At 36.8% G+C, this 25,072-nt stretch carries 27 protein-coding genes and 2 tRNA genes; 16 read left to right on the top strand and 13 right to left on the bottom strand.

What is annotated here, in order from left to right; translation table 11 throughout:
• Positions 1–2: 2 nt before the first annotated feature.
• The 8 genes from gltX to R1F52_01675 are packed head-to-tail and all read right to left on the bottom strand — an operon-like array spanning position 3 to position 7,102.
• Positions 3–1,712: a glutamate--tRNA ligase gene (gene gltX, locus R1F52_01710; protein ID WOV93371.1), complete on the bottom strand. Its 1,710-nt coding sequence runs from the start codon at positions 1,710–1,712 to the stop codon at positions 3–5.
• The gene (locus R1F52_01705) at positions 1,709–2,668 is read right to left on the bottom strand and encodes a polyprenyl synthetase family protein (protein WOV93370.1); all 960 of its coding nucleotides are present in this window, start codon (positions 2,666–2,668) and stop codon (positions 1,709–1,711) included. Before R1F52_01705 ends, gltX begins: the two co-directional genes overlap by 4 nt.
• Positions 2,665–3,294 (bottom strand): NUDIX domain-containing protein, encoded by a 630-nt coding sequence (locus tag R1F52_01700; GenBank protein WOV93369.1) that lies wholly within the window; start codon positions 3,292–3,294, stop codon positions 2,665–2,667. Before R1F52_01700 ends, R1F52_01705 begins: the two co-directional genes overlap by 4 nt.
• Positions 3,291–4,037, bottom strand: a complete 747-nt coding sequence (locus R1F52_01695; protein WOV93368.1) for an isopentenyl phosphate kinase — start codon at positions 4,035–4,037, stop codon at positions 3,291–3,293. Before R1F52_01695 ends, R1F52_01700 begins: the two co-directional genes overlap by 4 nt.
• A 23-nt stretch (positions 4,038–4,060) precedes the next feature.
• Positions 4,061–4,993: a mevalonate kinase gene (gene mvk, locus R1F52_01690; protein ID WOV93367.1), complete on the bottom strand. Its 933-nt coding sequence runs from the start codon at positions 4,991–4,993 to the stop codon at positions 4,061–4,063.
• Positions 4,990–5,625, bottom strand: a complete 636-nt coding sequence (locus R1F52_01685; GenBank protein ID WOV93366.1) for a 30S ribosomal protein S2 — start codon at positions 5,623–5,625, stop codon at positions 4,990–4,992. Before R1F52_01685 ends, mvk begins: the two co-directional genes overlap by 4 nt.
• Before the next feature lie 6 nt (positions 5,626–5,631).
• Complete coding sequence (locus R1F52_01680) at positions 5,632–6,864, bottom strand: enolase C-terminal domain-like protein (GenBank protein ID WOV93365.1); 1,233 nt, start codon at positions 6,862–6,864, stop codon at positions 5,632–5,634.
• Position 6,865: 1 nt separating this feature from the next.
• The gene (locus R1F52_01675) at positions 6,866–7,102 is read right to left on the bottom strand and encodes a DNA-directed RNA polymerase subunit N (protein WOV93364.1); all 237 of its coding nucleotides are present in this window, start codon (positions 7,100–7,102) and stop codon (positions 6,866–6,868) included.
• 51 nt (positions 7,103–7,153) lie between these two features.
• Here R1F52_01675 and R1F52_01670 point away from each other — a divergent pair.
• Positions 7,154–7,238: transfer RNA gene (locus tag R1F52_01670), tRNA-Leu, on the top strand.
• A gap of 38 nt (positions 7,239–7,276) precedes the next feature.
• On the opposite strand, the gene R1F52_01665 is transcribed toward R1F52_01670, so the two are convergent.
• The gene (locus R1F52_01665) at positions 7,277–7,900 is read right to left on the bottom strand and encodes an RNA-binding protein (GenBank protein ID WOV93363.1); all 624 of its coding nucleotides are present in this window, start codon (positions 7,898–7,900) and stop codon (positions 7,277–7,279) included.
• 547 nt (positions 7,901–8,447) lie between these two features.
• On the opposite strand from R1F52_01665, the gene R1F52_01660 reads away from it, so the two are divergent.
• The 4 genes from R1F52_01660 to R1F52_01645 all read left to right on the top strand — a co-directional run bounded on the left by R1F52_01660 (position 8,448) and on the right by R1F52_01645 (position 11,250).
• A complete protein-coding gene (locus tag R1F52_01660; protein WOV93362.1) occupies positions 8,448–8,798 on the top strand; it encodes a hypothetical protein in 351 nt (116 codons plus the stop codon).
• A 148-nt stretch (positions 8,799–8,946) separates the two neighbouring features.
• Positions 8,947–9,588 (top strand): NAD(P)H-hydrate epimerase, encoded by a 642-nt coding sequence (locus R1F52_01655; GenBank protein ID WOV93920.1) that lies wholly within the window; start codon positions 8,947–8,949, stop codon positions 9,586–9,588.
• Positions 9,585–10,190, top strand: coding sequence for an MBL fold metallo-hydrolase (locus R1F52_01650; GenBank protein WOV93361.1), 606 nt, complete (start codon positions 9,585–9,587; stop codon positions 10,188–10,190). The genes R1F52_01655 and R1F52_01650 overlap by 4 nt, the downstream gene beginning before the upstream one ends.
• Positions 10,183–11,250 (top strand): TIGR00303 family protein, encoded by a 1,068-nt coding sequence (locus R1F52_01645; protein ID WOV93360.1) that lies wholly within the window; start codon positions 10,183–10,185, stop codon positions 11,248–11,250. The genes R1F52_01650 and R1F52_01645 overlap by 8 nt, the downstream gene beginning before the upstream one ends.
• Here R1F52_01645 and glmS read toward each other — a convergent pair.
• Positions 11,237–12,991 carry a glutamine--fructose-6-phosphate transaminase (isomerizing) gene (gene glmS, locus R1F52_01640; protein WOV93359.1) on the bottom strand — a complete coding sequence of 585 codons (1,755 nt, stop codon included), beginning with the start codon at positions 12,989–12,991 and terminating at the stop codon, positions 11,237–11,239. The two genes, R1F52_01645 and glmS, sit on opposite strands and share 14 nt — an antisense overlap.
• 95 nt (positions 12,992–13,086) lie before the next feature.
• Positions 13,087–13,560: a redoxin domain-containing protein gene (locus tag R1F52_01635; protein WOV93358.1), complete on the bottom strand. Its 474-nt coding sequence runs from the start codon at positions 13,558–13,560 to the stop codon at positions 13,087–13,089.
• Between the two features lie 150 nt (positions 13,561–13,710).
• On the opposite strand from R1F52_01635, the gene R1F52_01630 reads away from it, so the two are divergent.
• The 11 genes from R1F52_01630 (at position 13,711) to R1F52_01580 (ending at position 23,964) form a co-directional block, all read left to right on the top strand.
• Positions 13,711–14,043 carry an NADH-quinone oxidoreductase subunit A gene (locus R1F52_01630; GenBank protein ID WOV93919.1) on the top strand — a complete coding sequence of 111 codons (333 nt, stop codon included), beginning with the start codon at positions 13,711–13,713 and terminating at the stop codon, positions 14,041–14,043.
• Between the two features lie 6 nt (positions 14,044–14,049).
• The gene (nuoB, locus tag R1F52_01625) at positions 14,050–14,565 is read left to right on the top strand and encodes an NADH-quinone oxidoreductase subunit NuoB (GenBank protein WOV93357.1); all 516 of its coding nucleotides are present in this window, start codon (positions 14,050–14,052) and stop codon (positions 14,563–14,565) included.
• A gap of 7 nt (positions 14,566–14,572) precedes the next feature.
• The gene (locus R1F52_01620; protein ID WOV93356.1) at positions 14,573–15,139 is read left to right on the top strand and encodes an NADH-quinone oxidoreductase subunit C; all 567 of its coding nucleotides are present in this window, start codon (positions 14,573–14,575) and stop codon (positions 15,137–15,139) included.
• Positions 15,136–16,278, top strand: coding sequence for an NADH-quinone oxidoreductase subunit D (locus R1F52_01615; GenBank protein ID WOV93355.1), 1,143 nt, complete (start codon positions 15,136–15,138; stop codon positions 16,276–16,278). The genes R1F52_01620 and R1F52_01615 overlap by 4 nt, the downstream gene beginning before the upstream one ends.
• Positions 16,278–17,576: an NADH-quinone oxidoreductase subunit NuoH gene (gene nuoH, locus R1F52_01610; protein WOV93354.1), complete on the top strand. Its 1,299-nt coding sequence runs from the start codon at positions 16,278–16,280 to the stop codon at positions 17,574–17,576. The genes R1F52_01615 and nuoH overlap by 1 nt, the downstream gene beginning before the upstream one ends.
• Positions 17,576–18,073, top strand: coding sequence for an NADH-quinone oxidoreductase subunit I (locus R1F52_01605; protein WOV93353.1), 498 nt, complete (start codon positions 17,576–17,578; stop codon positions 18,071–18,073). Before nuoH ends, R1F52_01605 begins: the two co-directional genes overlap by 1 nt.
• On the top strand, positions 18,066–18,578 hold the full coding sequence (locus R1F52_01600; GenBank protein ID WOV93352.1) for an NADH-quinone oxidoreductase subunit J: 513 nt from the start codon (positions 18,066–18,068) through the stop codon (positions 18,576–18,578). Before R1F52_01605 ends, R1F52_01600 begins: the two co-directional genes overlap by 8 nt.
• Positions 18,559–18,864, top strand: a complete 306-nt coding sequence (nuoK, locus tag R1F52_01595) for an NADH-quinone oxidoreductase subunit NuoK (protein ID WOV93351.1) — start codon at positions 18,559–18,561, stop codon at positions 18,862–18,864. Before R1F52_01600 ends, nuoK begins: the two co-directional genes overlap by 20 nt.
• The gene (locus tag R1F52_01590; protein ID WOV93350.1) at positions 18,864–20,405 is read left to right on the top strand and encodes an NADH-quinone oxidoreductase subunit M; all 1,542 of its coding nucleotides are present in this window, start codon (positions 18,864–18,866) and stop codon (positions 20,403–20,405) included. The genes nuoK and R1F52_01590 overlap by 1 nt, the downstream gene beginning before the upstream one ends.
• A 2-nt stretch (positions 20,406–20,407) precedes the next feature.
• Complete coding sequence (locus tag R1F52_01585) at positions 20,408–22,477, top strand: NADH-quinone oxidoreductase subunit L (GenBank protein ID WOV93349.1); 2,070 nt, start codon at positions 20,408–20,410, stop codon at positions 22,475–22,477.
• A gap of 2 nt (positions 22,478–22,479) precedes the next feature.
• Positions 22,480–23,964: an NADH-quinone oxidoreductase subunit N gene (locus R1F52_01580; GenBank protein WOV93348.1), complete on the top strand. Its 1,485-nt coding sequence runs from the start codon at positions 22,480–22,482 to the stop codon at positions 23,962–23,964.
• 101 nt (positions 23,965–24,065) lie between these two features.
• Here the strand turns inward: R1F52_01580 and R1F52_01575 are convergent, their stop codons facing one another.
• On the bottom strand, positions 24,066–24,803 hold the full coding sequence (locus R1F52_01575; protein ID WOV93347.1) for a polyprenyl synthetase family protein: 738 nt from the start codon (positions 24,801–24,803) through the stop codon (positions 24,066–24,068).
• Positions 24,804–24,860: 57 nt separating this feature from the next.
• Positions 24,861–24,958 (bottom strand) — tRNA-Glu (locus R1F52_01570).
• Positions 24,959–25,072 lie beyond the last annotated feature (114 nt).

Raw genomic sequence — 25,072 nt, 5'->3', positions numbered from 1 at the left:
AATCACTTGTGTGTAAAAATCACTTGATTCTGAGAATCTTTTCTACAATAACCAAATCTTACAAATTGAATTTCAGAACCCTCCTCTAAATTAAGAAACTCTGGTTCTGTATATGCGTATTTCTCCTCCAAACTATCCTCATTAAATGAATCATTAATGAATAATATCTTTGGAATGATTACTTTGATCTTGTGGCTATTCATCTTTGGAACCCATTGTACCTTGATCACAGACGAGTCTTTTGTATCCCCTACATACTCTGCTGTCACATGATCTGATATCTTGTTTATACTAATGTTGCCTAATCCGATTAGTCGTATCTGTGTACCTGGGGCTATATTTTGTAAATCCTCTTTTGCAAGATATACCTGCCCACCAACCTCTACTGTACGTTTTCCCATGTCGCCGGTTGGGTGATTTGAAATCTCTATTTTTTCTGGAGAGCCACTAATTTTTATCAACACCGGCTCTGTAACCATGAATAGTCTAATACTTGTCTTATCTACGTGCTTGCGATTAAACGACTCTAGTGCGTCAAATGGTGCTAATGTGTCAGCTTTAGTCAGTCCAAGTGATGCTATGAACTTTCTTATTCCCTCTGGTCTCATACCACGTCTTCGAAGTGCCTCTAGTGTGGGTAGACGTGGATCATCATACCAAGATACCTTTCCGTCCTCAATTAGTGGTCTTAGAATGCGTTTTGATACGGGCATTCCATCAAACTCGAGTCTAGAAAATTCGGACATTATTGGTTTGCGCATCTCTAGTATGTCTAAAATTGTATAGTATAATTCATTTCGAAGCTCATACTCTTTGGTTCTAAATGCATGTGTTATACCATCTGCACTATCCTCTATTGCAACTGCAAAATCATAACTTGGCCAAACCCTATACTTGTCTCCAACAAGTGGGTGTTTCTCATCAACTATTCTAAATAGTACGGGATCTCGCATTACAGTATTATCCGAATTCATATCTCCCCTGAATCGAACTATTCCTTTACCTGGCTTGATCTTGGTAAACATCATATCCCAATCTTCTAAATCTTGATCTCTTTTACTACATTTACAAGCTATACGATTCATTCTATTATTTTTAATATTTTCTTGTTTGCAAGTACACACATAAGCCCGATTCAATTCCATCATATTTTTACCCTTCTCATACATCAATTCCATATCGTCTGACGTATTCTTTACTGAATTATATTTGATGTTGAGCCAATCTAATCCTACTTTGATCGCAGCGTAATATTCTAATCGTTCGGCCCGTGGATTTGTGTCATCAAATCGTAAAATTAATTTTCCATTATACATTTTAGCATACTCTTCATTAATTATTGCCGCCTTTGCATGTCCAATGTGTGGATAACCATTTGGTTCAGGTGGGAATCGTGTAACTACTTTGCCATCTATAGCATTCTCTAATGGTGCTAGTAGAGGTTTTTGAGGAGAGTGTGTTTTTTTTGATTTTTCCAGCAATTCTGGAAATAGTCTTTGCACATCGAATCTCTGTGATTCTTTAGTGGAATTATTCACTTTTTGAACCACACTTGCAATCTCTGGCATAATTTCTTTAATTTTACCTCTCATCTCTGGCATCTGTCCGAGAATTTTTGCTAGTATTATTTTCTCACTAGTCTTACCATCATGTTCTAGTGCATTTTGTAGTGCTAATTTTTGAATTTCGCCTGTTAAATCATCTGTGGTCATTTACTTCTCTCTACTATAAAATCTAAAAGTGACAAAAGGTCTGCATGAGACTTGCCTGAATAGGAATTTAATGATCTCTTTGCTCTATTTGCATATTGATTTGCAGTTTTTCTAACTTGTTCTTCTACACCTAGATGTATAATTGTCTGTACAGCCTTGCTTATCATTATTTTACTTGCTTTTTTATTTCCAAATGCCTTTAGAATAGTTTTTTTATCATTTCCCTTTGCCATTCTTATTGCAAGTACAATTGGTAGTGATTTTTTACCCTCACGTAGATCATTTCCTACAGGTTTTTTTGTTATTTTAGAATCCCCTACAACTCCAATCAAATCATCTGTAATTTGAAATGCAATTCCTAGATTTTTCCCAAATGAGGCAAGATTTTTTACATCATTACTCTTTGCATTTGCACAAATAGCACCCATTGCACAAGACGCCTCAAACAATGCAGATGTTTTTTTCTGGATCATTATTATATACTCTTTTTGTGATGGAATTTTTTTATATTCTGCCATTTGAATATCCAGCATTTGCCCTTCACAAACCTCAATACACGCACGTGCCAAGACTCGAACTAGACTAGTTGACATATTTACGGTTAAATTTTTGTGAGAAATCACCTCAAATGCTTTAGAGTATAAAACATCTCCAGATAATATGGCAACTGGCATTCCAAATTTGTTGTGTACCGTAGGCACACCATGACGCAGTTCATCATTGTCCATCATATCATCATGAATTAGAGTAAAATTGTGTATCATCTCTATGGCAGTAGCTGCATACATTGCATTATTTGTACGACCGCCAAGCATCTTACAACTATCTAGTACCATGTGAGGTCTCAAACGCTTTCCTCCGTGTTCTATTAAATGAGATGCAGCTGCATACAAATCCTTTGGTCTTCCACCAAGTGAAGACAAGATATTTTTATTAATGGTATCATTACTCTTCATACCAATCTCCACTTTTCATCTGCAAGATGAATCTTTGTAGCATTATATATTATATCAAGAGTATCTTTCATCAACCATCCATCTAGTTTATGCTTTGTAATGATTTGTGGATTTACTTTTGGTAAAAGGTATAATGCTATTAACATCCATGGACAAAATTCTTTTGAGGATTGTTTTAATTCTTGTATTAATTGTTCAGCAGATATCCATCTTGTCTCACTGATTTCTTTCTCTACAAGACTCAACGGTATCTGTGAATCTATTTGTCCAACTAGTGTACCACATATTTCATTTTCCGAGCCAACATCCTTGTAAGGCACGTGATATTCAAACTTGAAGGCGTAATCCACATCGCACTTTATTCCAACCTCTTCGGGCATTCTACGTACAGCTGCATCCGAATATCCTTCATCTTTTCTTGGATGACTTGCAAATGTTCCATCCCAGCAATTGGGCCAAAGCATCTTTCCCCCATCTCTTTTTCCAAGAAGCAGACGAGAAGATTCATCAAATATGAGGGCTGTAAATGCCCTGTGTAATTTACCATTTGGAAGATGGCATTTTACCTTCTCCTCCATACCAACAGGCTCATCTTTTTTATTTACAAGTATTAAATACTCTGTCATTTTTTACCCTCAAATTTTGTACCCACAAATTTTTTACCATTAATTACATCCAATATTCTTTGTGGTTTATTCCCATTAATAAAAAATGTATCATATTTCATTTTAGAGATTTTTTTCGCTTCTGCTACTTTTCGCACCATTCCACCTGTTACATCTTTTGGGTTATCTGTAATGATACCTTTTGTATCATTTTTTACAACACTGAATATTTTTTTTGTCTTCAAATCTGAGTATAGGCCATCTACGTTTGTTGTGAATATTACTAGTCTTGGTTTTAGAATTTTGGCAAATATACTCATAATGACATCGCCTGATAGGATATAATATCTATTTTTATCATACAATAGCGCGTCACCGTATGTCATCGGTATCATCTTTGGAGTGTATTGTAGAATTTCTTTGATCTTTGATACTATTGGTTTATTTCCAATCATAAACACACTTGGCGGAATAGAGTATATTGGAAGTTTTGATTTTATGAATGATTTTGTAATGGTATCATTTAGTGAAATCATAGATTCTCTTACACGTGCAACTCCGATACTTTTTGTAGTTGATGGTTTTGTATGCATGTTATACTTTACAGACCAATAATGTCCAAATGAACCCCCACCGTGAATTATTATTACTGGTTCTGAAATCTTGGAAATTGTTTTGCCTAAATTATCAACAACTTTACGACGGACAGTGATTGGTCTATTTTTATCAGTAATTATCGAGCCACCTAGTTTGAGTAGAATCATGAATGAATCTGCTGTATAGTCAGTTAAATATTATCCAGTCCCTTTGTAGTTATTTTTGTAGAAAAACACTCAAAGCTGTTCTTCTCTAAAATCTCCATGGTCTGCCTTACATTAGTTTGATCTGTAATAGCTATGATACATCCGCCCTTGCCTGCACCTGTGATTTTTGCACCATATGATTCTCTTTCTGCAAGCCTAATCATGTGGTCTAGTGTATCATTTGATACTCCTATCTCTTGGAGACATTCTTGATTCTCTGACATACATCTTCCTACTTTGTGAATATCTGCATCTATTATTCCATTTTTTGCTTCTTGAATTATTTTTGCCTCTCTTTTACATAAATTTGAAAATTTGGTGGCATCTTGTTTGGCGAATTCTGCAACATGATTCACCACATCGTTTGTAGAGTGTGTTTCATTAGAGTTTGCAATTACCAGAGAAAAATTCAATCGTGAATCAATTTTGGTATGTGTCTTATCATAATCTATTATTCCTCCAATAGCAGATATTGTAGTATCTGCCCCTGACACACTTGAGAATATTGTCTTCTCTGCCTGTACTGCCAAGTCTATTACTTTTTGTATACTAGATTTATCAAATAGATTCAATACTGCTCTTGCCGCTGCTACAAAACATGCCGAAGATGAGCCTAAACCTACACCTGCCGGTATCGGCGAGTCTATATCCATGGAGACTCCGCCCTCGAATCCATTTATTTTTAATACATGTTTTACAATGTAGAGTAGTGGTTTGAATTTATTATCTATAGAATCATCTAAACTTGTTGTAATTGTACCAATATTGGACTTGATCTTTAAATCTTTTTCCTTGATCGTCTCACATCTGACTGTAATTCTCTTGTCAATTGCACATAAAATTGCACTTGTATCATACATGACAAAATGCTCACCAAATAATATTGTTTTACACGGAGCCGATGCTACAGATTTCACACACTAGCAACATCCGGGCTTTGCAGTTCGGTAGTCTTTGTCTCAAAACTGTCTATATCCTCTTCCATGGTATCATCTTCAGTCATCTTACCTTGAAGGATCAAGATCTCTCGTACTAGATACCAATATGTTGCAGCCAGAGCTTTTCTGCCTTTGTTATTAGCCGGTATTATTACATCAAGGTTAGATGTTAAATTGTCAGTGTTTGCAATACCAATAACAGGTATTCCTGCATTTGTAGCTTCCCTAATTGCTTGTAGATTTGTCAATGGATCTGATATGACTACTAGTTTGGGTTCGATGTAATATGGAAGTGCAGGGTTTGTAAGAGTACCTGGCATGAATCTTCCTAACATCTTTACTGTACCAATAATATCACATAATTTCTCAATTGGTTTTTCTGGATAACTACTTCCAGAACAGACAATGACATTTTTAGGCTCCATTCTATTGATGAATTTAGCTGCCGCTTTGATTCTTCCAATGGTGATGTCGATATCCATGGTATATGTTCCATCAGTCTCTGTTTTGATAATGAATGGTTTCATAAACTTGGTTTTTACCCTTGTACCAATCTGTACACCGGACGCTACAAGCTTTTTCTTCATATCCTCAGCGCTATTCTCACTCATTAGATTTTACAACTCCGTCATGCCACATATTAAATCATGCTCTGATAGACGTAATAACTCATTAATTTTAGCCATTCTCTCCCCACCTACTATACCTATTTTGAGCATCTTCGAGCCTGTGGCCACTCCGATATGAGATATGTGGTAATCGTTAGATTCCCCAGATTTATGAGATGTGATTATCTTGATATTATTGGCATCTGCTTCTTTTGCAAATTGCATAGCATCATACAGACTACCGGCCTGATTGACTTTTAGTATAACTGCGTTACATGCTTTGATTGCAACTGCCTTTGTTAGTGTGTCTCTACTTGTAGTAATTAAATCATCTCCTACGATTAGTACATTAGGAAATTGTTTTGTAATTTCTGCCATGTCTTCAAATGCTTCCTCATGAACAGCGTCTTCTGCATAAATCAATTTGTATTTTTTTATAATTTCAGATACATACTCTATCTGTTCGCCTGAATCATTTTCAAATCCCTGACGTTCATAATTATATTTTAATTTTTTCTGATCCCACTGTGTGGATGCTGCAAAATCAACTCCAAGTGAGACATCTTTGCCCAGTGTGAATCCCAAACTCTCACATGCAGATACAGATACTTCCAACGCCGCATCATTATCAAGACGTGGGGCCCATCCTCCCTCGTCTCCGCGCCCATTTGTAAAATATGGTTCCTTTTTCTGTAAAATATTTCTCAACTCATTATGGACAGAAATATTCGTCTCTACTGCTTCTTTGATTGTATTTGCACCTATGGCACATACTAGAATCTCTTGAATATCTGGCGTACCTGGTCCTGCATGAACTCCTCCTCCTAGTATATTTCCAAGTGGACGTGGAAAAGTGAAATTTGATCTATCTGATAATGTTTTGTAGAGTGGCTCATTTATTGCTCTGCTTGCAGCTTCGGCACATGCTATGCTTGTAGCAAATGCTATCCCGCCCCCTAAATTTGAATAATTTGCAGAGTCATCTATCTCATGTAGTGCATTGTAAATTATTTTTGGATTTCCAGCTTCTATTCCAATAAATTTCTGCTCATTCTCATGCAATATTTTAATTGCCTGTTCTGGTCCATTAGGAAATGATACAACCTCGTGAATTCCAACACTTGCACCTGAAGGCGCACATACACGACCCAAATTATTATCTGCTATTACATCTACCTCTACAGTCTTACTCCCTCTACTATTATACAATACTCTACCCCTAACTGAGGTAATTTTTGGCAATTTATTCGATCTCTGCTTCTATTTCCAGTCGTCTTCTTTCAACTGCTTCATAGAATGGAATGATTTGTTGAATTGTCTCAACTGTTGTTAATAACATCCTTCTACAACAATATCTGTCCATACCAAGTGAATCTAAAACTTTTGCCGGATTTTCATTTGCTGCAATTTTTTTCTTATAGTCTTCATACTTATCTGCTAACATATTTCCACAGGTAAAACATCTTACTGGAACTAACACTATTCAAAAATCAACCAAGGATTATAAAAACCATTCATGTTCAGTAATTTTGCGGGTGTCGCCCAGCCTGGCCAAAGGCGCTAGCTTGAGGGGCTAGTCTCTCAGGAGTTCGTGGGTTCAAATCCCATCGCCCGCATAATTTAATGATGTGAAATCGTGATTTTATTTTGGGAATTACTGATTCATTAATTTGGATTTCACTATATCTGACAATAATTTTGTTCTTCTGATATCTTCAGTTAGTGTAGCCCTTACGTTCTCTACTAGTATTCTATTTACATCTAATTTTCTTCTTGCCTCGCGTAAAATTTTATCTTGTGCTGCAAATGGGTATAGGTGTAAATAGAGATCCTCCATTAGTTCAAACACACGTGATGCCTCTTTTACTTTATCTTTTCTGATTTTATCATAAACTAATCTCTTACATTCTCCGATGCAATCTAATAATCCCAAAACATATGACTCTTCTGAAACATTTAATGATTTTATAGATGGAATGTTCTTTTTTTGCACGATACATAGCAACGCAGATGCTTCTACCAATTCTTGTTCCGGCATCTGGAGGTATTTATTTAAACCTCCTTTACTTTTTTTCCTATATTTTTCTAATAATTTTGTAGCTTTGTTGATTTTTACTTTGGCCGTTCGTATGTCTTCTTTATGTATTGATATTATTGCTTGACTTGCCAAGGTAACAATATCTCTAGTATTCCTAATTAAAAATTCTCTAGCATCAAGTTTTGTATCTAATGATTTTGAAATTTTATCTAATGATGCCTTTGCATCTACAAGTGACATACTACACTATTGATAATCTAATTTAAATCCGTTTGTCTTGACAATTCTGTCAATGTGCAGTAACTCTATCGGATTATCATACACGAATTCCTCATAATATTCTAGAATTCCTTTGCAAATTCTACAACACGAGAGAAAATTATTCATGTTAGAACATATCATAAATTAACTATAATCTCATATCCAAATTTTTTATCCATGAAATCAAGGATTGAAATTTAGTAATGAATTGAAATGTCATCATTGATATATTCATTAAAATAAAATCAACTTTGATTACTATTGCTAATATTTTTTTATGCATTGACGCTACAATATCTACTAAAACATATTAATAATATGATGTTAATAATATTAGTGTGCCTAATACATCTAAACATAATAAATTTTGTACGATCCAATTTAATATTAAAAGTGAAAGAGTAAAAGCACTTGGCTTTCTAATAAAAAGTAACATAGAATTTGATGTTGATTCTGAAAATGTTTTCGGGCTTGATAAAAAAAATTGCCAAAAATTAGAAAAAAAGAAAATTAACTATATTCATATTTGATAATAATTATATTAAACAATTTTATCAGAGTAGAGTTTTTACTTCCACACTTTTATAATGTAAACAAAAAAGGGCAACGAAAAGAAATTCCTGATGAAAAATTTGATCAAGTGAATGAAAATTTAACAAAAAACATAGGGGGGTATTCAATTGATTCATCACCCATACTAGGAAATTGGAGAGATCACAAAAATAGAGTCATAAAAGATCAAAGCAGTGTGTATTGGGTTTTGTGTAATAATACAAAACATAACAAACAATTTTTTCAAAAATTTAAAAAAATATTACAAAAGTCATTCAGACAAGATGAAATTATGATGTTTTATGCAGAAATACATCGATTCTGATTTTGATAAATATCAGAGATGCACTGTTCCAAACCTGAGTATTTTTATTAAATACCATAAATTTAGAACTGTCATTAACACAACCATCAATAATATTCTAGAATTCCTTTGCATAAACCTATTATTTTAGATGTATAGTATGATAAATGTGGAAATTACAATCAATCAAATGTTGCAGATTGAAAATCGTGGTCATCAGATGGGATTTTTAAAAAAATTTATGATGGAAAATGCCGGAGCTGCTGCTTCACGACATTTACTTAATCGTTTTGTAGATATATCATCTAAACATATTGTAATATTTGTCGGTAATGGAAATAACGGTGGTGATGGAATGGTTGTCGCAAGACACATGGCAGGTCTTGGCGCCAAGGTGGATTTGATATTACTAGATAATCCTGAATCCATTAAAACTGATGAGGCAAATTGGAATTGGAACTTGCTCACAAAGATGAATTCTGTAAACAAATTGAATAGCATTGATCAAATTAATGGTGAACCCGATGCGATCGTAGATGCAATTTTAGGTACTGGATTTACCGGTACTATTAGGGAGCCGTACCGTGCAGCAGTTCAATTCATCAATGACTCACGTGCCTTTAAGTTATCTGTGGATATTCCCACAGGTCTTGATCTTAGTGCAGATGATGTGGATCTAGTTGTACGACCTGATGTTACAGTAACATTTCATAAAGTCAAAATAGGTATGAAGAAATTTGAAAATATATGTGGCAGATTGGTATTGGAGAGAATAGGAATACCTCCAGAAGCTGAACAAGATATCCTATGATTATTCATCAACTACCAGTAGGCTCAATGCAGAATTTTACCTATCTCTTATACGATGACACAAAACAATCTATTGTGATTGATCCATCGTGGGATCTTGATAAAATTCATATATTGTTAAAAGAGCATGATTTATCTTTACGATATATAGTAAATACTCATCATCATCATGATCATACTGTGGGAAATGGCTCTCTTGCCCAATCCACAGGAGCTCAGATTATACAACATTCTGCATCTGAGATGAAGAATGACATTGTTGTATCTGATTCTGATATGATAGAATTTGGTAACTCTGCCCTCAAAGTCTTACACACACCAGGACACTCTAAAGACAGCATGTGTCTTGTTGATAAGACTAGCATATTCTCTGGTGATACTTTGTTTGTCGGTAGTTGTGGAAGAGTTGATCTCTCTGGTGGAGATGCTACAGAACTGTATCATAGCTTGTTTGATGTATTGTATAACCTGGATGATAATCTGATGATGTACCCTGGACATGATTATGGCACAAAGAAACAATCCACTTTATTAGAACAAAAAAAATTAAATCCTGTATTTCAAAAACAATCTCTAGAAGATTTTCTGATGTTATTTGCTTGATGACTCTATTATTCTACATACAATGCAAGATGCAGGAGAAAAATTTACAGATTCAATCATTGGTAAAGATTTTCTCTTTACCCTTGTGTTATCTTTTACAAAAACATGTGAAATTCCCGGTATCACTGTTGCCGGAGCTCAACCTGCAGTTTTAAAATTTACAGCCGCAGGAGATGCAGAGTATATCCATTATGGAAAATGTAAAAGTATTGATACAATACCTATGACCCCTGATGGAAAACCCACACCTGCGCTTTTAACTAGAGCATCACTTCTTGCATCCAAAATGCCATATCAATTCGTTGATGCAGGATGTCTAATTTCTCCCCAATCCCCGCTTGTGCGTACGGGTCTACCACCTACAAATAACATTGATAAAACTAATGCATCAACACGGCAAGATGTCTTGAATGCTGTTGATGCAGGCAAGAGACTTGGACAAAAAATTATACCACAAAACTATCTTGTTATAGGAGAATCCATGCCAGGGGGTACAACTAGTGCCCTTGCAGTACTGTGTGGTATGAATAAAGATGCCAAGGTGAGTTCAAGCATGCCGCAGAATCCTATATCTTTGAAAGAATCTGTTGTGGCACACGCACTTGATCGAATCACTTCCTCAGACAATCCATACGATATAGTCTCCAAAGTCGGTGATCTCTTTATACCATTTACAGCAGGTATGTTGTGTGAAGCGTCTAGAAGAATGCCAGTATTGTTGGCAGGTGGAACACAAATGGCAGCTGTATTGGTATTTGCAGATTTTTTAAAATTTGATAAAAACAAAACCGCGTTGGGCACTACCAAATACATCATAGATGATAAATCTGCAAATCTGATATCTATGTTGGATGATCTTCAAGTTCCATTATTAGCCATAAATCCACAATTGGATAAATCATCTTTTATTGGATTGCAATCATATGCTCGGGGATTTGTTAAAGAAGGTGCNAGGAGTGGTGGTACAATGATTGCAAGTATGTTATCTACTAGTATGTCTAGTATGGATTTGTTAAAGTTTATTGATGATGAATATACGCGCCTGTCTACTTTACCGTAACTGATTTTGCCAAATTACGTGGATAATCTGGATCTATGTCTTTCTCTATTGATAAATAGTATGCAAAGAGTTGAATTGGAATAATCTCTATCAATGGAAATACAGATTCTAAAACTGTGGGAATTTTTATCCAGTAATCATACATATTGTCATTTTTGTCAGAGATACCTATGACTTTGGCCCCCCGTGTTTTAATCTCTGAAATACTAGTTTTTGTTTCCTCATATGTTGAATCTGATGGATTAATCACCATAACAAAACTTCTCGAGTCAATCAATGCAAGTGGCCCATGTTTGAGTTCTCCTCCTGCCATGCCTTCTGCATGTACATAGGTGAGCTCTTTGATCTTTAATGCCGCCTCTAACGCCATTGGGTAATTAATACCTCTACCAAGTATGTAAATATCAGATATCTCTTTTAGATCCTTGACAATCTCTTTAATCTGTGAATGATCATCTAAGATTTCTTGTATAGTCTTGGATATTTTTTCAAAATCAATGTCAATACAATCTTTGCACAACTTGTTTGCAATTTTATATGCGATTACCATTTGTGCACTGAAACTCTTTGTTGCAGCTACGCCAATCTCTGGTCCACAGTTCATTCTGATATTTAATGTTGATTCACGCATCAACTCAGATGGTACTGAGTTTATAATACTTAATATCTTCATACCAGATTTTTTTGCAACAGATACAGCTTTTAACACATCTGCACTCTCACCACTCTGTGACATGGCAATTAACAGCGAATCTGAATTCATCATGTATGATTCAACTATAAATTCACTTGAAAGTATGGGATCGATCTTAATTTTTGCGAATTTTGCTAGAATAATCTTTGTTATTAAAGCGGCGTGAAAACTTGTACCACTTCCAGTTATGTAGATATTTTTTGCCGAACTAATCATAGATGCAGCTTGATTCATAACTGTGTCATCATCTCCTGCCTGTAAATTTTTTTGAGGTTGTTCGGTTATCTCTTTGAATGTGAATGAGGCGTATTCTCCTTTATCTACATCTGAAAATTCTTTTGCGACCTTTACTATTTCATGTTTTATGCTAGTACCATCAAACGTAATTACATTCAAACCATTTTTATCGATTATTGTTACAGATTTGTTATCGACATAAATTACATCATTGGTATTTTCAATAAAACCCAACACGTCACTAGACAAAAAATATTCTTCTTTTCCGATTCCAATTATTAGCGATTTGTTATCACGAACCGCAACAAGCGTTCCATCTTCAAATAGGGCAATGAATGCATACTCTCCGGTTAATTCCCCTACTGTCTCTAGTATAGCATTTTTTACATCCTTGCATGAGTCATAGTGTTTTTGGAGTAAATTTGAGATTACCTCAGTATCTGTTTGACTTTGAAATGTATATCCGTCCTTTTCCAACTGTTCCTTTAAAACAGAATAATTTTCAATTATTCCATTATGTACAATAGCAATTTTTCCAGAATTACTATAGTGCGGATGTGCATTTATCTCAGTTACTGCCCCATGTGTTGCCCATCTCGTATGTCCAATCCCAACATTACCTTCTAACGTATCTAATCCAACTGTTTTGTTTACCTCGTCTACTCTACCCGTACCTTTTTTCATCTCTATTGTATCTGATTTTGTAGCTACGCCAACACTGTCATATCCACGATACTCCATTCTACGTAATCCTTTTACTATTATTGGTGACGCCCCCTCTTTTCCACTATAGCCAATGATTGAACACATGATTAATCTAAATCCATTATGTCTATAAATTCATCTCTACGTTTTCATACATTATTCATGTATGGTGAATAATGTACAAACAAATTTGTAATGCATTATGCAGATTTATTCAAATGTTCTTTAATTTTTTGATAGTCTGGCTCTACTAGAGGATCATCTGTTATCCACTTGAATGTTATTGTTCCATTTTCGTCTAAAATAAAAATGGAACGCTTGGCTGCATTGTAATTTTTTATATGAAGTAAATCTGGTAACAACACGTCATATGCTCGTATCGTGTCACTAGTATAGTCACTTAGTATTGGATATGTGATGTGATTTTTTTCTGCAAATGCCTTGTTTGCAAATGGTCCGTCATTACTTAGTGCGACAACTTGTGCTCCCAAATTTGCCAACTCATCTTTTGAATCTCTAAATTTACACAATTCAGTTTCACATACTGGGGAGCTGGCGACTACAAAGAATGACAAGATGATCTTTTTACCTAAAAACTCTGATAATTTTCTCATCTTCGACTGTGTATCTACAAGCTCAAAATCAGGTGCTTTATCTCCAACATTTATGCTCAATACACTCAACACGTAATATATCAATATTAATGAAGTGTATGTGAGAAATGATTAATTGTAACAAAAGTTACATAGCTTTTTATAACAAATTGGAAATTTGATAATAAATTGGTTGGCGAACTGTCTGCAAGTTATAGTCCTATCGTCCTAATGTTTGGTTTTGCACTTTTAGCCGTCAGCCCTGCACTCCTAATCTCACGTATGATAGCCCCCCGTCGTCATAGTAACCCTGTAAAATTTTTACCCATGGAATGTGGTCAGGTTCCATCCGGAGTTGGTAGAACTCATTTTATGATGCAATATTATGCATACGTACTCATGTTTGTTGTCTTTGATGTAATGGCTATATTCCTCTATGCATGGGGAAGTTCATTGCTGAATTTACCACCTAGTGCCACTCTTCCAATACTTGGATTCTTAGCCATCATGTTTGGAGCAATGGCATTTGCTTTACATTTATCTAAGAAAAAAAATATATGGTGATGAATAATGGTTGAAAATTTAATTACTCCACATAATGTAAATGCCTTCGTAGGTAAACTTGGAGATATTCTAATCAAGGCGATTGGCGAACCTCTAGGTTATGCAATTAACTGGGGTAGATTGTGGTCTCTTTGGCCTGTTCATATAGAAACGGCATGTTGTAGTGTAGAGTTTGGCGCCGCATCTGGTCCTAAATATGATGTTGAGCGTTTTGGAATTATTGAGGCATTCGGTTCACTACGTCAATGTGATCTAGTTGTTGTTCAAGGTACGATTACAAGAAAGATGGCCCCTCGACTTCGACTTGTTTATGATCAAATGCCTGAACCAAAGTATGTAATTGCAATGGGGGCATGTGCGATAACCGGTGGATTGTACTTTGACTCGTATAATGTTCTTCCAGGTATAGATGGAATTTTGCCTGTAGATGTTTATGTACCTGGTTGTCCTCCAAGACCTGAAACATTAATTCAAGGCTGTATGCTACTACAAGAAAAGATCAAAAGGATGAAGGTTCGGTAATTTAGTCATGAGCTCTACTGATCCGACCATCAAAACCCCTGACACCGTGGATTCAAAAGACTCTGCCACACCTAGTGTTAGTGTGCCTGAGTTTGAAGGCTCGATAGCCAATAAAATAACTGAAAAGTTCAAAGATGCAAAAATTCAATTTGTAATTCTAAAAAGAATTCGTGTAAATGTGGCTCTTGACTCTGTATTGGATGTTGCAACTTTTATTCGTGACGAGTTGGGATTTGATCACGCCGAATCAGTTACTGGTGTAGATTATCCCGAAGATAAAGAGATTGAAGTGATTTATCATTTGGGATCTTATACAAATTCTGATCTTGCCGGACAAGTATTGACTCTTGCAACACGTGTACCAAGAGAGGACATACCTGATCCTGGAAATGACTCTACTAGGATGCCAAGTCTACGAGATGTATTTTATAGTGTAGAATTTCATGAGCGAGAATGCTTTGAGATGCTTGGTGTATATTTCACCTCACATCCAGATAACAGAAGACTACTTTTACCCGAAGATTGGGCTGATCTACCTCCTATGAGAAAAGATTTCAGGATAAAGGGCCGATGACACTAAAACAATTACCTCCTGGTCTGCAGATCGAATCATCAGAACAAGATGATCGCATTATGACATTAAATATCGGTCCTCAGCATCCGGGTTCAGGACACATGAGATTAATCATTCGTGTTGATGGTGATTATATTGTATCTTGTGATCCGGATCCTGGTTATGTACATCGTGGTGAGGAAAAAATGGCAGAGTATAGAAATTATATCACAAATATTCCACATCTTGAACGACCAGTGATTCACGATTCATGTAACGTATTGTATCCCTATTGTTTGGCAGTGGAAGATATCCTGGGATTAGAAGTTCCTGAAAGGACTCAATATATCCGTGTAATTGCCTCAGAGCTGAATAGATGTGTATACATACTATACTGGCTTGCAATTTATGGAATTTTTCTTGGGCACTCTACCATGTTTATGTGGCCAGCAGGTGATCGTGAATTACTCATTGACTTGTTAGAAAAGATGACCGGAGCACGAGTCACACATGCATATTTTGTTCCAGGTGGAGTTCGTAATGATCTTCCGGCCAACTTTGAAGATGCATGTCTGCGTCAAATAACATATTTTGAGAAACGTATCAGAGAGTATGGTGCAATATTTTATGACAATCCAATTCTAAAGGCCAGAACAATGGACACTGGTATTTTGTCTCGTACTGATGCCATACGACTTGGAACTACCGGCTCAGTATTACGTGCAAGTGGTGTTGATTTTGATCTAAGAAAGAAAGAACCATATGATGTTTATAGTGAATTAGATTTTCAGACGCAGGTAATGAAAGCCGGTGACTCTTATGCTCGCTCCAAGGTACCTTGGCTTGACATGTTGGAGAGTTGCAATATAATTAAAGATGCACTATCCAAAATGCCAAAATCCGGTTCTGTACGACTAAAGTTAAAACCTAATCTCAAAGGTGGAGATGTTGAATCTTACAGACGAGTAGAGTCTGGACGTGGCTCACTAGGCGCATTTGTCGTATCTAAAAGTAAACCTGAACCATACCGTGTAAAGTTGAGTGTTCCCTCTTTTAGAAATTTAATCTGTATACCATATTTGTTGCAAGGTGAAAAATTAGGTAATATGCCTGCCGTTTATTGGAGTCTTAATTACTGGCCTGTGGAAGCTGATCGATAATGTCTGTTATTGCACCAAAATTTCGACTAGGGTATTTTTTAAAATCGATATTAGATAATGTATTTTGGATAATTGTACTTTTAACATTAATTGGTATTCCAATCATTCAAATTTCACTATTTTACATTGATCTGCCTCTTATAGATGGTGAAATTCTAACTCCTTTTTTGGCACTTACTTGGTTGGCTGATCCATCTCGAACTCTGCCAATTCTAAAAGCTATCATGACAAGTGATTTTTTTAGAATCACAGCATTTCCTGGATTTGGATTTGCAGCCTTGTTGGCCGCTAGTACAATATTTGCAGAAAGAAAGATACTTGCAAAGTTACAACTTCGTGTAGGACCATTTTATTGTGGCAAGGTAGAAGGCATTCTACAACTTGCCGGAGATGGTCTTAAACTAATATCTAAAGAGATTATTATACCTGCCAAAGCAGACAAGCCAATATTTTGGACAGCACCATTACTTTTTGTCGCAACAGCAGCAGCTTTTGTATCCCTAATTCCTGTAGCTCCTGGTTGGGTGGTAGCAGATGTTGAGGTTGGTCTATTGGCCGTATTTGCGGTAATTGGATTTTTCCCAATAATTACTGTTTTATCTGCATGGTCTGCAAACAGCAAATTTCCATTTATTGGTGGTATACGTGCACTACACCAAATGGTCTCATTTGAGATTCCATTAATATTGTCTTTGCTAGGAGTAGTAATTCTTACCGGCACACTTAATCTGTCCGAGATTGTTCAAAGTCAAACTGCAATACCGTGGATTGTATTTCTTCCCATTGGTGCAATTGTATTTTTTATAACTATTCTCGCNAGAGTGGAGAGAATACCATTTGATTTACCAGAAGCAGAAAGTGAGATCGTAGCAGGCTGGCTTACCGAACTCTCTGGAATGATGTATGGTTTAGTTCAGCTCGGAACATATCTTAAACTCTATGCGTTTGCAGCTCTTTTTGTAGTATTGTTCTTGGGTGGTTGGAACGGACCTGTATTTTGGCAACCACTTCCAGAACAACTACTACTTGAAGGTGAGACCATAGGTCCAATAACAGTACTAGTTCCAGGATTGCCACTGGTGTCTGCTGAAATGATAAGTGGTGTCTTTTGGTTTGTCTTAAAAACAGTCGGTGTCATATTCTTTATCATACTTCCAAGAGGTGTATTTCCAAGAATTCGAATTGATATGTTATTACATATAGGTTGGTACAAATTAATCGCACTTTGCTTTGTAAATATCTTTATAGCTCTTGGATTGATTTACGCTGGAGTAGTAGGGCCGGGAGGAATATTCTAATGGGAACAGCAACTGGAATCATAAAGGCATTAAATTCTGGCATCAAGCACTTGGCAGTTAGACGATTCACTCTTCGATATCCTGAACAAAAATTAAAGTTTGCCGGAGACGGATATCAATTTGATCCTACCTCTGGAGTGGGTATTGCAGGTCTCAAAGGACGCCATATGTTATTTCATGATCATTGTACCGGATGTCAGTTATGCTCTATTGCGTGTGAAGGAGTTGCAGAGGCAATCTCTATGGTAAAGGTTCCTACTGAATGGAAACACAATAAAAAAGCAATTATGCCACAAATTGATTATGGTAAATGTGTATTTTGTGGTTTATGTGTAGACGCATGTCCATTTTATGCCTTGTATATGACAAATGATTACGAATTATCTTCATTCACTAAAGAGGGTCTGATATACACTCCTGCACAACTACAAGTAAAACCAAATGTACAACAAGACGCAGAGATTCAAATTGATGATCGAGGAGCTACACATGGCTGATGCAGTTTTTATTGCTCTATCTATCATTACTATCGGATCTGCTATAGCTTCCCTTGAGATGCGTTCACTAATTTATGGTGCTATTGCTCTAATGGGAGCACTTGGTGGCGTTGCGGGATTTTTTTTACTACTAGATTCACCATTTGTGGCAATGTTTCAACTAGCAGTATACGTAGGCTCTATTGCGGTTTTGATTCTATTTACTGTAATGCTAGTAAAAAGAGAATTGATATTTCAAAAAATTGAAGATAAACGTAGACGCTATGTCGGTATAGCACTATTATTAATTGTGATATTTTCTTTAGGTTCTATTGTTTTAAACTCTGGTCTGGAAACAGTAACTACAACAAGTGATCCTGTAGATTTTAGAAGCATAGGTAGTGACTTTTTAATTTATTATTGGCCCGCACTGATTCTGATGGCATTAATACTGTCTGGTTCCATAGTAGGAGCTTTGGTACTGGCAAAGAGGGATGAAATAACTAATGAGCAACGAACTAGTTGAATTTGTACTTGTATCTATAACTCTGCTAGGTATAGGTATTTACGGTTTAGCAGTAAAAAGAAATGCCTTACGTATGTTGTTTGCAGTTGAGATTATAATTAATGCGGCAAATCTAAATCTAGTTGCATTTGCAAGATTTTTGCCACACAGTGGTGGACAGACTTTGGCGTTATTCTCCATTGCTATTGCAGTTGCAGAAGTTGCAGTCGGTTTGTCATTAATTATAGTTGCGTATAGAATGTACAAGAATGTAGATATTGCTGACTTTAGGAGCTTGAAGGGATAATGGAGTATGTTCTTTTACAGGCTGTATTTTTACCACTGCTTTTATCTCCGATAGCATACATTCTTGCACGCAAGGTAAGTGTAAATGCATCTATGTGGTTTACTTTTGGTCTATTGTTGTATTGTACCATTAATATCATATTCACTGTAATAGAGGGTCCATACGAAGAGCATTATCCTTGGACTTCACTATTCGGTGAATTTGGATTTCTGCTAGATGGTCTAGCATCTCCCTTTGCTATCATGATTTATGTCTTGTGTACCATTTTGGTACCCTACTCAAAACCATACATGACGCATAAATTCCATGATACCTACAAGGAATTATACGAATCTGCTGAATCTGGAGCACAGAAACTTGTTTTGAATAGAGAGACATTTGTGAGAAATCAATTTGGAGTCTATTTTGCACTCTTTTTGGTGTTCTCTATGGGCATGCTTGGAACAGTCCTCTCAACTAACTTGATTGAATTTTATGTCTTCTTTGAGGTAATGCTAATCCCTGCCTTTTTTCTTATAGCATTTTGGGGTGATGGTCCACGTCGTAGAATATCATTAATGTTTCTATTTTGGACTCATGCTGGTGCCGTGGTATTACTGCTAGGATTTTTAGCAATAGGATTGTCATTGGGAAGCTTTGATTTTGTAGATATTAATGAATCAGAAATTCCTAGTGATATTGCACTGCTTGCTGCTGTGGCCATTCTTGTTGGTCTTGGTGTTAAACTTGCAGCATTTATGTTTCATATTTGGCTTCCTTATGTACACGGCTCTGCACCAACACCAATTAGTGCTTTATTATCCCCCGCCATGATTGGTATAGGGGCTTATGGAATATTTCGTCTCATAGTAGAATTTCTTCCCGGACAGTTTTCAGAACTGGCAATATGGTTACACGTGTGGGGTTTGGCCACGATGATTTATGGAGGTGCCATGGCTTTGATGCAAGATGATCTAAAGCGTCTACTTGCGTACTCGAGTATTAGTCAGATGGGTTATATTCTGTTTGGTATTGGTACATACTCTGTGCTAGGCATGGCCGGTGCGGAGATGATGTATATCACACACGCGTTAGGTAAAGGGTTACTCTTCATGACTGCAGGAATTTTAATTTACAAAGTTGGCACGCGTAGTCTATCCAAACTCGGTGGGCTTGCAAGTAAGATGCCAATAACAGCAGTCTGTGCTGTAATTGGTGTGCTGACCATTGCCGGTATCCCACCCACAAGTGGTTTTATGGGTGAGTGGATATTATTCTATGGTGCTATAGAGACTGCTATAGATGAAGGCTCTACTTTGAGAATGGTCACATTTGGATTGGGTCTTGTGGCAACTGTACTTACAATGTCGTATTTACTGTGGATGCTAAAGCGTGTCTTTTTTGGCAAATTACCTGAGACTTTGGTACACGCAAAAGATCCAGGTTGGCACATGACCGCGCCCATGATTGTTCTGGCCGGCTTTAGCATAGTACTTGGCATATATCCAGATATCTTTTACAATCAAATTATTCCATACATGTCCGGAGTGTTGGGTGCATAGATATGGTTGAGAATATGTTTGAATTCGGTTTTAGTGCATATCATGCATGGCTAATTTGGATACTGCCATTTGTAGCAGCCCTGATAATTCCTGCTATTGCTCGTGGATCTACAAAGACTACTGGTTATACAGCAGTTGCATTTGCACTTGCAAGCGCATTGTTTGCCGCCTCGCTACTTCCCGGAGCACTAGGAGGTAATGAAATTCATGATCAGACTTCTTGGATATCTGCTATCGGACTGAAAGCAGGTGTACTTGCAGATCCACTAGCAGTAATTATGGCAAATGTAGTTGCTTGGATATCTTTTCTGATTACGATATATAGTGTTGGGTATATGAAGGGCAATCGTTCCTTGGCACGCTTTTGGTTCTGGATGATGTTCTTTATTGGTTCAATGCAACTCATAGTCTTATCTGATAATTTATTGCAGATGTTCTTTGGATGGGAAGGTGTAGGACTTGCATCTTACGCTTTGATTAGCTTTTGGTATAGAGACAAAAAGAAAGATCATGTAGGACGTATTGGTTATACTACCTTGGGACTTGCAAGTTACTACTCCCCAACACATGCAGGAATGAAGGCATTTGTGATGACCAAGGTTGGTGATATAATGATGTTGGCAGGAATGTTTTTAATTTTTGCATATGCAAATACCTTTGGATTCAGAGAATTAGTTGAGGATACAACTTGGGCTGTACACATGTCAGCTGAAGGACTACTAGTTCCAGCTGCCATCTTACTTTTTGGTGGTGCTATTGGTAAATCTGCACAATTTCCACTAAACGAGTGGCTCCTTGAGGCAATGACCGGTCCGACTGCCGTATCTGCTCTGATTCATGCTGCAACCATGGTAAAGGCCGGTGTCTTTCTAGTTGCCAGACTAGGTCCAATATTCTTTGCACTAGGGGCCGCAGGTATTTTAGCAGATCAGTTCTTTGAGATTATTGCATGGGTGGGGGCGTTTACGGCTCTGCTACTAGCTACTCAAGCAGTTGTCAATCCTGAAATTAAAAAAGTATTGGCCTACTCTACTGGATCTCAGATTGGTTATATGATGATGGCTTTGGGTATTGCAGGACTCTCTGAACAATTCGTAGATGGATACACTGCAGGTTTCTTCCATTTAATCTCTCATGCCCTATTCAAAGCGTCTTTGTTCATGGCAGCCGGTTCCATTTTACATGTAGTAGGTTCTAGATTTATGACAGATATGGGTGGGTTACGAAAACATATGAAAAAGACTTATGCGTTTATGTGGGCAGCCGGTCTTGCTTTGATGGGGGCTCCATTTATTACAACTGGTTTTTGGAGCAAGGATGCAATATTTGCAGCAGTATATGAATCTGGAAATACTTGGGCACTACCAATATTCATCATAGCTGTACTGACGGCTGTAATTACGGCATTTTATACAACGAGAATGATTGGTTTGGTATTTTATGGTAAGAAAAGTAAACACATTGAAAAGATGGAACGCGAAGGTCATCACTTACATGAAGTATCTGCAACAATGTGGGTACCATATGGCATATTGGCAGTATTGACAATTGGTATTGGTGTTATGGGATTGTATGCAGAAGAAGGTATACATGAATTATTTGGTGTTTATCTTGAAAACTCATTTGGTATTCATACATCTCATGATACTGTAGAGTCTATGCTTCCTGGATTCCTATCTGGTCTGAATCCTGTTGCACTTGGAGCGTCAATTGCAGCATTTGCCATAGGATTTAGTCTTGGTTACATATTTTACATTGGTAGATGGGTAAATCCTGCCACAGTTGTAAATTCCAATATTGTTTTTTACGCTTTATACAAATTGATGTTAAATCGTTGGTACCTTAATGCTATGATATACTGGGGCTTTGTTGTAACTCCGCTATGGCTTGCTCGTGCTGTGTGGAGATACTTTGAAACTACTGCTATTGACACTGGCATGAATGTTGGTCTACAAAAGGCCGTTGGTTGGAGTGCACGTGTTGTTCAAGGAACTCAAACTGGTGTATCACAATCATATCTGTTTGTATTTGGAGCTGGACTCTTGTTTGTAATATTGGTGTTGTTGATTTAGTCATGATAGAAGTTTCCTCTACCCCAATTATTTTGATCATTCTACTGGGAACCGTAGGTGTTATTTTACCACTGATTAGTCTTGCTAGAAACGATAGAGGCTCCTCATTGTATGGTGCAATATCTGTCGGCGTTCTTTTAATATCAATTGGTTTTGTTTTATACCGTGTTCTAACTGGTAGCGTTGATAACGCTCAACTGTTCTCAGCAAATGTACTCTCCGATGATCTCTTTGGGGCATTCTTTGCAGTAGCCATGTTGATCGTGGCAATAATGACAACTGTCGGTTCTATTAGATATATACAAAAACACACTAGCAACTCTGCGGTATACTATTCCTTGATACTGTTATCCTCAATCGGAATGGTCCTCATTGCCTATTCTACCGATCTTGTTATGCTATTTGTTGCGTGGGAGCTGATGAGTATACCCACCTATATTTTAGCAGGCTTTGCCAAAAAGAATCCACAATCTAACGAAGGTGCTCTAAAGTACTTTTTATTCGGAGCATTATCTTCTGCTATAATCGTATATGGTATATCTATAGCATATGGTCTTACCGGTTCTACAAATATTCAAGTTGTAATCGAAGGATTTTCAAATCTTGATGCTAGCATGCTGCCTCTGGGATTGCTTGCTGTTGGTATGTTTATCGCCGGTTTTGGATTCAAGATGGGTCTGGTGCCTTTTCACATGTGGTTACCTGACACTTACGAGGGCTCTCCATCACCGATTGCATCACTGCTTGCAGCAGGAACTAAAAAGGCTGGATTTGCAGTGACTATACGAGTCGTGGTATTAGGTACTATAGCGTTGAGCCTAGATTGGACATTTGCGCTTGGCGTTATTGCAATTATGACTATGATAGTAGGTAACGTTGCTGCAATAATGCAAAAGAGTCTATCTAGAATGCTTGCATACTCTAGTATTGGTCATGCCGGATACATCTTAATTGGATTGTCAGTTTCCGTATTTACTCCAACTGGTTTACACGGCTCACTACTACACATCATGAATCATGCTGTAATGAAAGGAGCTGCCTTTATTGCAATTGCAGGAATTGTTTTAGCAGTTGGAAGTACACATATTGACAAATTAAAGGGACTTGGAAGACGTATGCCTTTAGTCTCTTTGGGACTTGTAATCTCACTATTGGCACTTGCCGGTGTCCCACCTTTGAATGGATTTTGGAGTAAACTGTTATTGTTTGGCTCTGCCATAGATGCAGGTACCGTAGTGCCATGGGCTTATTGGCTTGCAATTGTAGGGGTGTTGACTAGTGCCATGTCTCTTGCATACTATGGTTGGGTTATACGTAAAATGTACTTTGAGGGTGAAACTGCAAAACGTATCAAAGAGCCACGCTCTGTTGTTGTAGTCATGATATTCTCTATAATATTTATTGTAGGTTTTGGTGTATATCCTGAACCATTACTTCAATTTGCAGGTATGGCATCCCCTGTCCTGACAGGTACAACTATCCCTTGAGCATTGTAAAATCTATCAAACTCTCTAATCCCACTTTGGCCTGAGACTCTTTAATTGAATTTAGATTATTCTTTGCCTTTTGTGCATACTCTTTGAGTAGTTCATCCATCTTGTTGAATATGTCTCTGGGATATTGTACTATTCTTAATCATCAGATTTAGCAACTTGTCTTCATTTTTCCAATCATGCAGATCATCGCGTATCTGATATGCTATTCCAATGTTTTTACCATACTCTGCTAGTGCCATAACCTCTTTTTCTGTTCCATTTGAAATTATTCCTCCTAATTTGGCAGCAACCTCAAATGCTGTAGCTGTTTTGTAATGCATTACTTTGATGTAATCGGAAAATGTAACATCCTCACTAGTCTCCAATCTACTCTCAATCATTTCCCCCTCACTCATCAACATAGCAGTTGTTGACAGTTCCATTGTTATTCTTGCATTATCTAATTTGGATGCTATACCTAAAATCAATCCAAGTACATAATCTCCAGTTAAGATACTTGTATTATATCCAAATTTAATATGGAATGGATCTCTATACCTACGCTCAATCTCTTCGTCAATTATATCATCATGAATTACCGATTCGGTATGGAGAAACTCTACGGCACACGCTGCAACATATGCGTTATCATCTACTTTTGATATACACTCTGCTGCTAGAATTAGAATTAATGGTCGTATTCGTTTACCATTTGCAAGTGCATATTTGAGTGGTTCTGTAAATTCAAATCCACTATACACATCTAGCTGCTCCTCAAGGTGTATATTGATTTTATCTATATATTCACGATGTGATTTTATTAAAGGATTGAGTTCTTTGTTTGATGTCAAGCGTAAATCTATTTTTTTGTAATTTACATCTAATTAAAACTTGATGATTAAATCATTTGGTGCTCCCGCCGGGACTTTCATCAGAGGACTGATTTTGAACCCGGGATCACTGCCTTGAAAGGGCAGTATGCTTGACCGGACTACACCACAGGAGCCCAATTGCAATGTTTAGCGTTATACTTAAAACCCTTTGGAAGATTTAATAAAAAATAATCATATAGTTTCAAATCGTAAAATTACAATCTAAATTTCAAAATTCCCCACGCTGA

The organism is Nitrosopumilaceae archaeon AB1(1), from assembly GCA_033471095.1.
GTDB lineage: Archaea > Thermoproteota > Nitrososphaeria > Nitrososphaerales > Nitrosopumilaceae > Nitrosoabyssus > Nitrosoabyssus spongiisocia.
The sequence above is the reverse complement of the archived record's forward strand: the minus strand, read 5'-3'. Positions and strand labels throughout refer to the sequence as shown.